The sequence below is a fragment of the Mesorhizobium sp. CA8 genome (assembly GCF_020164955.1).
Lineage (GTDB): Bacteria > Pseudomonadota > Alphaproteobacteria > Rhizobiales > Rhizobiaceae > Mesorhizobium.
Genome location: NZ_JAIUHG010000006.1, coordinates 80,890 through 93,360, shown reverse-complemented (window position 1 = coordinate 93,360; position 12,471 = coordinate 80,890). Strand labels below are relative to the sequence as shown.

The following is a 12,471-nucleotide window of genomic DNA, read 5'->3' as shown; positions in this document are numbered from 1 at the left end:
AGAAGCGGCGTTGGAACGTGTCAGCGAAGTGGAAGCGTTGTGGCCCTCCTTCGCCAAGGCTTCGGAGGGCATCCTCTCCGCCATCCTGCTTCGCGCAAACGTTGGGGCTTGTCCTGCGAAGCTCGGAGAGCGAAGCAGGATGGCGGAGAGGATGGGATTCGAACCCACGAGAAGCTTTTGACCTCTACTCCCTTAGCAGGGGAGCGCCTTCGACCACTCGGCCACCTCTCCGTCGCGCCGCTGGATAAAGAAAAGCGCGGGCACAATCAACAAGCCGGCGCGATAATCGGCGAAAAATCGGCGGACTTTCGCGCTCATGTCGCTTCAGGTGGCGATTCTGCGGCAATCGCCTGGCGGTCGACTCAGCCGCCCGCCGCATTTCGGTCGGTCCTTTGCCGGATTCGGGGGGATTCAGCCGGTGCGCGGCCCTCGATGGTTAACGAGAGCTTTCTGAGTGAGGCCAAATCGTGTCATTTGTGCAATAATAGCGTCCGGACAGCCCGTGCGCCGATACGATCGTGGTTGAACGGCGCCGGCTCATGGGTAATGTCAGCTTCGGCGCGGTGCGCATCTTTTTCGGTAGTGGGGATGGGGCAGGGAACGCTGTCCTTCAGCAAAAATACCCAGACCCGTTTTTTAACTTTTGACTGGAGGTCAGAAAATGAACATCAAGAGCCTTCTTCTCGGCTCAGCTGCGGCCCTGATCGCAGTTTCCGGTGCTCGCGCCGCCGACGCGGTGACCGTCGCCGAGCCGGAACCGGCCGAATACGTCAAGATCTGCGACGTCTACGGCGCCGGCTACTTCTACATCCCGGGCACCGAAACCTGCCTGCGCATCGGTGGCTACATCCGCTACGATGCGGCTGGCGGCGATTTGGGCTCGTTCGACGGTGCTCGTGGCGCCGACGTCAAGGACGGCGACAGCCAGGGTACCTGGAAGAAGAACGCCCGCTTCACGCTGAAGACCTGGACCGGTCAGGAAACCGAGCTCGGCACGTTGAAGACCTACACCGAGACCCGCTGGAACTTCGGCAACAGCAACAGCGACACGACCCCGTTTGTTAATGCCCCGGGTAACAGCACCTCGCTGAACTTTGCCTGGATCCAGCTCGGCGGCCTGCGCGTCGGTAAGGACGAATCGGCTTTCGATACCTTCGTCGGCTACGCCGGCAACGTCATCCAGGATACGCTGATCCCCTATGGCGGCTTCGACACCAACGTCGTGCAGTACTACTTCGATGCCGGCAACGGCTTCTCGGCGGTGGTCTCGCTCGAAGAAGGTGCGGGTGCGGGCACTCTTAGGGATCCTCTCGGCGTTGGTGCTGGTGCAGCCGCCAACTACGGCCACTACTACGGCGCAGGTGCGATCGACTCCTATGTGCCGCACATCGTCGGCGGCGTGAAGTGGACGCAGGGCTGGGGCGCGATCACCGGCGTCATCGCCTATGACAGCAACTATGAGGAAGTGTCCGGCAAGGTCCGCTTGGACGTGAATGTCAACGACGCCCTGTCGCTGTTCATCATGGCGGGCTACGGCACGGATGACAACCTCAGCGACACCACCTACTTGCACTATGCAGGCGGTCGCGGCTTCTACAAGCCGTGGGGCGGCAACTGGGCTGTGTGGGGCGGCGGTACCTACAAGTTCAACGAGAAGACCGCGTTCAACATCCAGGCCTCGGCTGACGATTGGAAGAACGTCGGCGTTGCCGCGAACGTCGCTTACACCGTTGTCCCGGGCTTCACGGTTACGGCCGAAGTCGACTACCTGCATGCAGGTCGCTTTGGCGATGCTGGTCCGGAGAACTTTGCCTTTACGCCGGCCACCAAGAAGAACAGCGTCGGCGGTATCCTCCGCTTCCAGCGCGACTTCTAAGACCAGATATTTCTGGAAGACGAGAGAACCCCGGCGGGCAGCCGCCGGGGTTTTTCTTTCTGTTTTCATGCATTGTGAGGTGCCAAACCGCTGGCGCAGTTTGGGTGTTGCATCAGCAATGTCGAAGGCGTCGTTTGGCATTCGACACCGTCGAAATGCAGCGTCGGTGAAGAGCTTCAACTCCGGCGGGAACAGCCCCTCTGACCCTCAGGGCAGTCGTATATGGCTTTGGGAGTTCGGACCACCCGGCATGTCTTGGCGTCATCCTCGGGCTTGTGTTGGCCTTCCGATAAACTCCATATGCGACTGCCCTACTCTAACCCTGCGCGACGTCTCTTCGCTTGGGAGCAGATCGAACACTCCCCAACGCGGTTGCCAATCGTCAACGTCGCAGCATCGAGGGTCGAAGCTTGCAGTCTCTCCACTTGTGAGGAGACATCCACTCCAGCCTTCGCATTTGCCGAAGGACGGGCCACGGAGGGAGCGATCACCGCTGACCCGTATCGCGTGCTTCTCATTCCTCGAACTGGTCAAGGCAGCAGTGCCCAAGTCGTCAGAATATCTCGCATCGAGCAACTGGCTCGCCGCAGCCCGTTCCGGTGGCCGAAATCAAACGTCGGCGAGGTCGCCTAGTGCTTCGATCAGCGGTTTGATCTCGCCCTCAAAATTCTTCCAGCGCTTGACGGAGGATTTGTAGATCGGCTGACGAACCTGCCAGCGGCTGGGGGTGGTAACGGCCCCTTCCCTGTCGAAGAAACGAAGGCACGCATCATCCCAAGGCAGGCCGAGATAATCTATCAGCCGGCGCGACTGTGCCTCCTGGTCCTCCACAAGCGTCTCATAACGATTCTCGAAAATACGGCCTGGGAAAACCTCGTTCCAGTGACGCATCAAGCGGTCGTACTCGCGATAGTACAGGCCCAGCGCCTGCAGGTCGGTGTTATAGCTGTGTGCCGAGCTGAACGGCAGGACATAGCACGATACGCAGTTATCGATCGCATCGCGGCGACAGTGAATGATGCGCGCCTTGGGAAAGAGCAATGTGAGAAGGCCGATCAATTCGAAATTGTGCGGCATCTTATCTACGATGCGCTGCGCCGTCGGAGCGCGCTCCCGCAGATAGGTAAGGTGCTCTTCCGCCAACGTCCTGGACAAGCCTTCGGTAATCGTCCCGATCGGCTTGTTGAAATCCGAGACAGAGGGTTGCAGGCCGATTGCATTCGCAACTCGTCTAAGCTTGCTCAACTCCCCGGCGCCATGAACCTCGGGATGACTGGCGCAGATCTGTTCGGTAAGCGTCGTTCCCGAGCGCGGCATGCCCACCACGAACACAGGCGCTTCGGAAGGATTGCCGTAGCCAGACCTTGCGGCAAACAGCTCCGGCGTGAAGGTTTCAATCGTCAGGTCTATGAATCGACGGTACTGATCGATGTCGAATTTGTAACCTTCCGCTTGCTTCGCCTTCTTGAAATGGTCGAAGGCTTCCGCATAGCGCTTGAGGTCGTTCTCCACCTTACCGGCGGCGTAGTTGAGGCTGGCTCTGGCCTCCGGCTTAAGCCCCGGACTGTTCAGCTCACGAAGGATCGCCTGGAGTTCGGCGGGCTCCTCCGTGAACTTTCGGGTTTGCACAAGGTCGTAGTAGGCGGCCGCCGCGTCGATGCCGCGTTCGATCGCCTCCTTGAGATAGGAAGCGGCCTCATCCATCCGCCCAAGACCGGTCAGCGCGGCCGCTATTCCGATCCGCGCCTTGGGATGGTCGCGGTTGATCTTCAGCGCCTTCTCGTACAATGGCAAAGCCAGGTCGGGTTTGTCGAACTGGGTGTAGACGCGCCCCAGGGCGCAAAGCGCCTCTATGAGATCGGGCTGCACTTCCAAGGCATACTGAATATGGTTGATCGCTGCCGAATATTCACTCAGCTTGGCATATGCCTCGCCGAGGCTAAGATGGTAGTAAGGGTTCTTAGGCTCCTCAGCGATCGCGCGTCCGAATAGCGCAGCGCCGCCTCATCGTCGTAGCCGAGGCAAACGGTGCCCATGATGTAGAGAGCCAGCGGATGGTTTGGCGTTCGAGCCAGCACCTGGAAACATAGATCCTGCGCTTCATCGAGTCGTTTGGCTTGTTGACACTCATAGGCTTTCGCCAGCAAAGCGTCGTCGGCCTGTGCGCGGGCGAGCGAATTTGCCTGCTTGAGGCTCGGCAGAGGCGGGCTTGCCTGTGGCCATCTGGGTTTCGGCGCTGGGCCGGATTTCAAGTGTTTGGACTAGGCGGGCGGCAGACGATTGTTCATGGTGTCTGCTACCAAAAAGCGCGGGTGGAATCCAGTCCAAGCTCAACGCGCAGCCCATGCTTTCAGTGACGTTTGCGTCCTTCGCCCACGCGGGCAAGAACGCGTCCAGCGGTTTCAATCCAGCTTGCGCCCAATCAACCATCACGCTAGCAAGAACGCCATTTCCACGCGAGCCTGTGCCATGCTTCGTCGCCCCTCCCTCACGCCGATCATCGGCGCGCTTCCGACCACGGTGCCGTTCGTCGGCCCGGAGGCGCAGGAGCGCGAGCGCGGGCGGCCGTTCCGGGCCCGCATCGGCGCCAATGAAAGCAGTTTCGGGCCTTCGCCGCGCGTCATCGCGCGCATGGAGAGCGTCGCCCGCGACCAGTGGATGTATTGCGATCCCGACAATTACGAGCTGAAGGTGGCGGCCGCCGCGCATCACGGCGTGGCGATCGAAAACGTGGTCGTGGGCGAAGGCATCGACGGCCTGCTCGGCCTGGTGGCGCGCATGTATGTTGGCCCCGGCGATGCCGTGGTCACCTCGCTCGGTGCCTACCCGACCTTCAATTTCCATATCGCCGGCGTCGGCGGCCGCCTGGTGACGGTTCCCTATGCCAATGACAAAGAGGACCTGGACGGGCTTCTCGCCAAGGTCGCGAGCGAAAAGGCGCCGCTGGTCTATCTTTCGAACCCCGACAATCCGATGGGAAGCTGGTGGGAGGCGCCGGATGTCGTCCGCTTCATCGAAGCACTCCCGGAAACCACCATGCTGGTGCTCGACGAGGCCTATGGCGAGTTGGGGCCGGCCTCGGCGCTGCCGGCGATAGACGTCGCGCGGCCGAACGTCATCCGTATGCGCACCTTCTCCAAGGCTTACGGTCTGGCCGGCATACGCTGCGGCTACGCCGTGGCTGAGGCAGAGGTGATCCGCGACTTCGAGAAGATCCGCAATCACTACGGCGTCAGCCGCATGGCGCAGATCGCCGGCCTCGAGGCGCTGGCCGACCAGGATTACCTGCGCTCGGTGGTGACGCGCGTGGCGGCAGGCCGCGAGCGCATTTCAGCCATCGCCAGGCAGAACGATCTCAAGCCGTTGCCGTCGGCAACCAATTTCGTGACCATCGACTGCGGCAGCGATGGCGCCTTCGCGCTGAAAGTGATGCAGGGCATCCTGTCGCGCGACGTGTTCATCCGCAAACCGATGGCGCCACGGCTCGACCGCTGCATTCGGGTCAGTGTCGGCCTCGACCATGAGCTCGACATCTTCGCCGAGGAGTTGCCGGGCGCGCTGGCTGCGGCGCAGGGGAACTGACCTAGTCCCCTGTTGCCTTTGCTTTTTGGTGTGCCAGATTCCGCCAAGTGCAACGCGGAGCACAGGCATGCAATGCGAACATAGGATCGTTCGGACGCGCATTTCCGGCACGGTGCAAGGTGTGAGCTACCGCGTCTGGGCGCGCGCAGAAGCGATACGTCTCGGGCTGACGGGTTGGGTGCGCAACGAACCTGACGGCTCGGTCACCGCGCTGATCGCCGGCGCCGATGCCGCCGTCACGGCGATGATCGAACGCCTGTGGCAAGGGCCGCGGGGCGCGCTCGTCTCGAAAGTCGAGATCGAGGAAGCGGCCGACGACGCGCCCACGGATTTCAAGATCATCGTCTAAGCCAGTATCTTCCCCTCCAAGAGGAGATCAAAAGGCTTGAATTAATTGAACGTTCGTTTTATTAATTTCGCTGGAGGCGAACATGGCGCGCACCACAGGTTCCGACGGGGGAAAAACCGAAGCGGCCGTCCGCGAGGCGGCGGTCAGCCTGATCGCGCGCCTCGGCTACGAGGCGATGTCGATGCGGCAGCTGGCGGCGGAGGTCGGCGTGCAGGCGGCTGCGCTATATCGCTATTTCCCGACTAAGGAAGATCTGCTTTTCACCTTGATGCGAGAGCATATGGAAGGTCTTCTCAAGGCTTGGGCAACGGCGCGACCGGCGAGCGCAGATCCGGTCACCCGGCTTGCCGCTTATGTCGAGAACCACATCGCGTTCCACATCGAGCGGCGCCACGCCACCCATGTCTCCAACATGGAGTTGCGCAGCCTGTCGCATGAAAGGCTGACGCAGATCCTCAAGATGCGCACGGCCTATGAGAAGGAACTGCGCACGATCTTGCGCGACGGCACTGAGGCCGGCGCTTTCGAGATCGACGATACAGGCCTGACCGCTATGGCGCTGATCCAGATGATGACCGGCGTCATCGTCTGGTTCCGTCCGGGCGAACGGCTGTCGGTCGCTGAAGTCACGGCATCATATCTTTCGATGACAATGCGCCTGGTCGGCGCGACAATCAGCCATGGCACCGCGCGTCCTTTCGGGCGCGCCGCCGTGGCACTCTGATTGAGGCATGATCCCCGCGAAGACCGGGGCGTGCGCAGGGAGGAACGGCATGTACACGAATACGCTCAGCTTCGGATTGGATCCTGACATCGAGGCGCTGCGCGATACCGTGCGGCGCTTCGCCCAGGACAGGATCGCGCCGATCGCGGCGGAGATCGACCGCTCCAACGAGTTTCCCACCCATCTGTGGGCCGAACTCGGCGGGCTCGGCCTGCTCGGCATCACCGCCGATCCGGACTTCGGCGGCAGCGGCATGGGCTATCTCGCGCACGTCGTCGCGATGGAGGAGATTTCGCGCGCGTCCGGCTCGGTCGGCCTCTCCTATGGCGCGCATTCAAACCTCTGCGTCAACCAGATCAATCGATGGGCCACGCCGGCGCAGAAGGAGAAGTATCTGCCTGCCCTTTGCTCGGGCGAGACGGTCGGCGCGCTGGCGATGTCGGAACCAGGCGCGGGCTCGGACGTGGTGTCGCTTCGCCTGCGCGCCGAAAAGCGCAACGACCGCTACGTGCTCAACGGTTCGAAAATGTGGATCACCAACGGCCCGGACGCCGCAACGATGGTGGTCTACGCAAAGACCGATCCGGAACGTCATGCGCGCGGCATCACCGCTTTCATCGTCGAAAAAGAAATGGCGGGCTTTTCGGTCGCGCAGAAACTCGACAAGCTCGGCATGCGCGGCTCCAACACCGGCGAGCTCGTCTTCGAGGATGTCGAGGTGCCGTTCGAGAACGTTCTGCATGAGGAAGGGCGCGGCGTCGAGGTGCTGATGTCGGGGCTCGACTATGAACGCGCGGTGCTGTCCGGGGGCCCGATCGGGCTGATGGCGGCCTGCCTCGACGTCGCTGTGCCTTACGTGCATGAGCGCAAGCAGTTCGGCCAGCCGATCGGTACGTTCCAGCTGGTCCAGGGCAAGCTCGCCGACATGTACTCGACGATGAATGCCGCGCGGGCATACGTCTACGCGGTTGCGGCCGCCTGTGACCGCGGCGAGACCTCGCGCAAGGACGCCGCCGGCTGTGTGCTGTTCGCCGCCGAGAAAGCGACGCAGATGGCGCTCGACGCCATCCAGCTGCTCGGCGGCAACGGCTACATCAACGACTATCCGACGGGGCGGCTGCTGCGCGATGCCAAGCTCTACGAGATCGGTGCCGGCACCAGCGAGATCCGCCGTTGGCTGATCGGCCGCGAGATCATGGCGGAGGGGGTTTAACGTGGCCACACTGCAAACCCAGATATCCTCCTCCTCCGAAACCTTCCGCGCCAATGCCGAGCGCATGCGCGCGCTGGTCGCCGACATCGCCGAGAAGGCTGCAAGCGTCGAGCGTGGCGGCTCCGATGAGGCGCGCGAACGGCACGTCTCACGCGGCAAGCTTTTGCCGCGCGAGCGGTTGGCGCAGTTGCTCGACGCCGGCTCGCCCTTCCTCGAGGTCGGCCAGTTCGCGGCGTGGTCGATGTATGGCGAGGACATTGCGTCGGCTGGCATCATCACCGGCGTCGGGCGCGTCGAGGGCACGGAAGTGATGGTCGTCGTCAACGACGCCACTGTGAAGGGCGGCACCTATTATCCGTTGACGGTGAAGAAGCATCTCAGGGCGCAGGAGATCGCGCTGCAGAACAATTTGCCCTGCGTCTATCTGGTCGACAGCGGCGGCGCCAATCTGCCGAACCAGGACGAGGTCTTCCCCGACCGCGAGCATTTCGGCCGCATCTTCTATAACCAGGCCAACATGTCGGCGGCCGGCATCCCGCAGATCGCCTGCGTGATGGGTTCCTGCACGGCGGGCGGCGCCTATGTGCCGGCGATGTCGGACGAGACGATCATGGTGCGCAACCAGGCGACCATTTTTCTCGGCGGCCCGCCGCTGGTGAAGGCCGCGACCGGCGAGGATGTCAGCGCCGAGGAGCTCGGCGGCGCCGATGTGCACACCAGGCTTTCCGGCGTCGCCGACCACTACGCCATGGACGACGAGCACGCCTTGGCCATTTGCCGGCGCATCGTCCGGAACCTGAATCGGAACAAGGCCCTAAGCCTGAATTTGCAGAAGCCGATTCAACCGCTTTACGATCCGGCCGAACTCTACGGCATCGTGCCGACGGATCTGCGCCAGCCCTATGACGTGCGCGAGGTGATTGCGCGGCTCGTCGACGGTTCGGAGTTCGACGAGTTCAAGCAGAACTACGGCACGACGTTGGTCACCGGCTTTGCCCATCTGCACGGCATGCCGGTCGGCATCATTGGCAACAACGGCGTGCTGTTTTCCGAAAGCGCGCTCAAGGGCGCTCATTTTATCGAGCTCTGCTGCCAGCGCGGCATTCCGCTGATCTTCCTGCAGAACATCACCGGCTTCATGGTCGGGCGAAAATACGAGGCCGGCGGCATCGCCAAGGACGGCGCCAAGCTGGTGATGGCGGTCGCCACCGCGAAGGTGCCGAAGCTCACGGTGATCATCGGCGGCTCGTTCGGCGCCGGCAATTACGGCATGTGCGGCCGCGCCTATTCACCCCGCTTCCTGTGGATGTGGCCCAACGCGCGCATCTCGGTGATGGGCGGAGAGCAGGCGGCCACCGTGCTTGCCATGGTCAAACGCGAAGGCATCGAGCGCAAGGGCGGTGAATGGAGCGCCGAGGAGGAGGCGAAGTTCAGGAAGCCGATCCTGATGAAATACGAGCATGAGGGCCACCCGCTCTATTCATCTGCGCGGCTCTGGGACGACGGCATCATCGATCCGGCCAAAACCCGCGACGTGCTGGCGCTCAGCCTCTCTGCCGCGCTTAATGCCGGGATTGAGGAGACGAAATTCGGCGTGTTCAGGATGTGACGATGGGTGCCCTCAGCGACAGAATCCGCATCCACACCGGCGATATCACCAAGCTCGCGGTCGACGCCATCGTCAATGCCGCCAATTCCTCGCTGCTCGGAGGAGGCGGCGTGGATGGCGCCATTCATCGCGCGGCCGGGCCGGAGCTGGTCGCCGAATGCCGCACGCTTCACGGCTGCAAGACCGGCGACGCCAAGCTGACCAAAGCCTATCGCCTGCCGGCGCTTTACGTCATCCACACGGTCGGGCCGGTCTGGCAAGGCGGCGGCAAGGGCGAAGCCGAGCTGCTCGCCTCCTGTTACCGGCGTTCGCTCGAAATCGCGCGTGACCAAGACTGCCGGACGGTGGCATTTCCGGCGATCTCGACCGGTATTTACGGCTATCCGAAAGACCAGGCTACGGAGATCGCCGTCGGCACCGTAAGCGCCTTCCTGCGGGAAAACGCGATGCCGGATGTCATTACTTTCTGCTGCTTCGATGAGCAGACGGCGGAGATTTACCGGCGGACCGTTGCTGATACAGGTGAAGGCTGAGCTTATGAGCCAACCGATTCCTCAATGCAGGCAAATGCGAATTCCCAGACGCCCGCTGGCGCAGGCGAAAGATATTCGTTATTCCTCGACTTGCATTGGGCAAATGGGGTTGGGTAAAAATGACCTTGAAATATTGCGGCAAGTCGATTGCCTGGATACTTTTCGGACTTCTAATATTTGCGGTACCTGCTGCCGTGGCGGCAGAATCGTTGGCGGGCAAGATCGGCGACAAACGGTTTGCTCCGAATTTATCGCTGGATCCAAAGGAAGCCTGCTACAAAGCCTATCTCGCCTTCAAAGCGGCGAGCGGGCATTCGGCCTACGCGACGACCTTCTATTCGCGCGTCGTCGATCTTTATATCATCTGCGGCGCGAAACTCAACGCGCCGACCCAGAAGGCGGCGGAAGAGATCGCCTTGCGCAACTGCCAGTACGGCCTGAAAAAGTGGAAGGTCAGAACCGCGAGCGGCGGCTGCGCCATCGCCGCTTCGAAATAGGCCGGCGCCTGCAGGACTGGTGCCGCCCGAAGCAAAACCGGGAGGCTCCATGTTCGGCAAGATCCTGATCGCCAATCGCGGCGAGATCGCCTGCCGCGTCATCCGCACCGCCCGCAGGCTCGGTGTGCGCACGGTCGCCGTCTATTCCGACGCGGATGCTTGCGCGCTCCATCTCGAGATGGCCGACGAGGCGGTGCATATCGGTCCCTCGCCCGTCGGCGAAAGCTATCTGCGCGGTGACGGGATCGTGACGGCGGCGCTCGCCACCGGCGCCGAGGCCATCCATCCCGGCTACGGCTTCCTGTCGGAAAACCCCGACTTCGTCGACCAGGTGGCGGCGGCAGGCCTTGTCTTCATCGGTCCGTCCGCCGCCTCGATCCGGGTCATGGGATTGAAGGACGCCGCCAAGCGGCTGATGGAAAAGGCCGGCGTGCCGGTGGTGCCCGGCTATCACGGCGAAGCGCAGGAAATCGTGCTTCTTGCCTCCAAGGCGCGCGAGATCGGCTATCCCGTTCTGATCAAGGCGCGCGCCGGCGGCGGCGGCAAGGGCATGCGTCGCGTCGACCACCCAGACGATTTCTCCGAAGCGCTGTCAGGCGCGCGGCGCGAAGCGAAAGCGGCGTTCGGCGACGATCGCGTGCTGGTGGAAAAATATGTCGACAAGCCGCGCCATATCGAAGTGCAGGTGTTCGGCGACAATTTCGGCAATGCGGTCCATCTTTTCGAACGCGACTGCTCGGCGCAACGCCGCCACCAGAAGGTGATCGAGGAGGCGCCCGCCCCCGGCATGACGCCTGCGCTGCGCAAGGCGATGACGGAGGCGGCCGTGAAGGCCGCCAAGGCGATCAATTATTCGGGCGCCGGCACGATCGAGTTCATCGTCGATGCCTCCCAGGGGCTCAAGGCCGACCGCTTTTGGTTCATGGAGATGAACACGCGGCTGCAGGTCGAGCACCCGGTCACCGAGATGATCACCGGCGTCGATCTTGTCGAATGGCAGTTGCGCGTCGCGTCCGGCGAAAAGCTCCCTAAGACGCAAGATGAAATCACTCTATCGGGCCACGCTTTCGAGGCGCGCCTCTATGCCGAGGACGCCGCGAAAGGCTTCCTGCCGGCGACCGGCACCCTGCATCATCTCAAATTCCCCGACGCGGCGCCGGAAAACGCCGCGATGCGCATCGAGACCGGCGTACGCGCCGGCGATGCGATCTCGCCTTTCTACGATCCGATGATCGCCAAGCTGGTCGTGCACGCCAAGGACAGGGCCTCGGCACTCAATGCCCTGCGCGAGATGCTGGCGCGGACCGAAGTGGCCGGCTCGACCGTCAACACCGCCTTCCTGGCGGCGCTCGCTTCCGACGCCGATTTCGCGGCCGGCGATGTCGATACCGGGTTGATCGGCCGGCACCAGGAGGCGCTCACCGCCATTCCCGCGCCGAGCGACGAGACGATCGCAGCCGCGGCGCTTGCCGCAACGGATGCCGGCGCGGCCGGTCCCGCCGCCGATCCATGGTCCACGCTTTCAGGCTATGCGCATTTCCACACGCTCGTGCGCCGCATCCGCCTGCGTCATGGTGAGGAGAAGATCCTGGCCAGGGTTTCGGCACGGCCGGATGGTCGCTTCCAGGTGGCGCTGGAGGCGCCGCATGACGCCGTGAACACGCATGATCTGAGGACCATGCCGCATGCCGCCCGCTGGCCCGGCCATGTCACCGTTTTCGAAGGCGCGATCGGCTATACGTTCACGGTTCCGGATCCGCTGGCCAAGGCCGACGAGGCGGGAGCCGCCGCAGGCAGTCTGCGCGCGCCGATGCCCGGGCTGGTCAAGCTGGTGCGGGCCGCGGCAGGCGATGCGGTGATCAAAGGGCAGCCGCTTCTGATCCTCGAGGCGATGAAGATGGAGCACACGATCGCAGCCCCGCATGACGGCGTGATCGCCGAGATCGCGGCCGAAGGCGCGCAGGTCAGCGACGGCACGGTGCTGGTGCGTTTCGAGGACGTGCAGGGCTGAGACGCCAGGTCACCTTGGGGCCAAACTGCTGGTGTGGGCGGCACAGCGCCAACTTCGCTTGACGAGCAAAGCTAAAC

At 62.7% G+C, this 12,471-nt stretch carries 10 protein-coding genes, 1 tRNA gene and 1 pseudogene; 9 read left to right on the top strand and 3 right to left on the bottom strand.

Going from position 1 to position 12,471, the window contains the following annotated elements; translation table 11 throughout:
• Nucleotides 1–140: 140 nt before the first annotated feature.
• Both LB553_RS08970 and LB553_RS30495 read right to left on the bottom strand, forming a co-directional pair.
• Nucleotides 141–231, bottom strand: a tRNA-Ser gene (locus LB553_RS08970).
• Nucleotides 193–318 carry a hypothetical protein gene (locus LB553_RS30495; RefSeq protein ID WP_263483978.1) on the bottom strand — a complete coding sequence of 42 codons (126 nt, stop codon included), beginning with the start codon at nucleotides 316–318 and terminating at the stop codon, nucleotides 193–195. The genes LB553_RS08970 and LB553_RS30495 overlap by 39 nt, the downstream gene beginning before the upstream one ends.
• A gap of 343 nt (nucleotides 319–661) precedes the next feature.
• Between LB553_RS30495 and LB553_RS08965 the strand changes: the two genes are divergently transcribed.
• Nucleotides 662–1,876 (top strand): porin, encoded by a 1,215-nt coding sequence (locus tag LB553_RS08965; RefSeq protein ID WP_224512439.1) that lies wholly within the window; start codon nucleotides 662–664, stop codon nucleotides 1,874–1,876.
• Nucleotides 1,877–2,485: 609 nt separating this feature from the next.
• Here LB553_RS08965 and LB553_RS08960 read toward each other — a convergent pair.
• Nucleotides 2,486–4,128 (bottom strand): annotated as a pseudogene (locus LB553_RS08960) (tetratricopeptide repeat-containing sulfotransferase family protein).
• Between the two features lie 217 nt (nucleotides 4,129–4,345).
• On the opposite strand from LB553_RS08960, the gene LB553_RS08955 reads away from it, so the two are divergent.
• The 8 genes from LB553_RS08955 to LB553_RS08920 all read left to right on the top strand — a co-directional run bounded on the left by LB553_RS08955 (nucleotide 4,346) and on the right by LB553_RS08920 (nucleotide 12,394).
• On the top strand, nucleotides 4,346–5,458 hold the full coding sequence (locus tag LB553_RS08955) for a pyridoxal phosphate-dependent aminotransferase (protein ID WP_224512438.1): 1,113 nt from the start codon (nucleotides 4,346–4,348) through the stop codon (nucleotides 5,456–5,458).
• A gap of 67 nt (nucleotides 5,459–5,525) precedes the next feature.
• Entirely contained in the window at nucleotides 5,526–5,807 is a 282-nt protein-coding gene (locus tag LB553_RS08950) for an acylphosphatase (protein WP_224512437.1), read from the top strand.
• 82 nt (nucleotides 5,808–5,889) lie between these two features.
• Nucleotides 5,890–6,531: a TetR/AcrR family transcriptional regulator gene (locus LB553_RS08945; RefSeq protein WP_224512434.1), complete on the top strand. Its 642-nt coding sequence runs from the start codon at nucleotides 5,890–5,892 to the stop codon at nucleotides 6,529–6,531.
• A 49-nt stretch (nucleotides 6,532–6,580) separates the two neighbouring features.
• On the top strand, nucleotides 6,581–7,744 hold the full coding sequence (locus LB553_RS08940; RefSeq protein WP_224512432.1) for an isovaleryl-CoA dehydrogenase: 1,164 nt from the start codon (nucleotides 6,581–6,583) through the stop codon (nucleotides 7,742–7,744).
• Between the two features lies 1 nt (nucleotide 7,745).
• Nucleotides 7,746–9,353 carry a carboxyl transferase domain-containing protein gene (locus tag LB553_RS08935; protein WP_224512430.1) on the top strand — a complete coding sequence of 536 codons (1,608 nt, stop codon included), beginning with the start codon at nucleotides 7,746–7,748 and terminating at the stop codon, nucleotides 9,351–9,353.
• 2 nt (nucleotides 9,354–9,355) lie between these two features.
• A complete protein-coding gene (locus LB553_RS08930) occupies nucleotides 9,356–9,886 on the top strand; it encodes an O-acetyl-ADP-ribose deacetylase (protein WP_224512427.1) in 531 nt (176 codons plus the stop codon).
• A 95-nt stretch (nucleotides 9,887–9,981) separates the two neighbouring features.
• Nucleotides 9,982–10,383, top strand: a complete 402-nt coding sequence (locus tag LB553_RS08925; RefSeq protein ID WP_318011487.1) for a hypothetical protein — start codon at nucleotides 9,982–9,984, stop codon at nucleotides 10,381–10,383.
• Between the two features lie 49 nt (nucleotides 10,384–10,432).
• Nucleotides 10,433–12,394 (top strand): acetyl/propionyl/methylcrotonyl-CoA carboxylase subunit alpha, encoded by a 1,962-nt coding sequence (locus tag LB553_RS08920; RefSeq protein WP_224512426.1) that lies wholly within the window; start codon nucleotides 10,433–10,435, stop codon nucleotides 12,392–12,394.
• Nucleotides 12,395–12,471 lie beyond the last annotated feature (77 nt).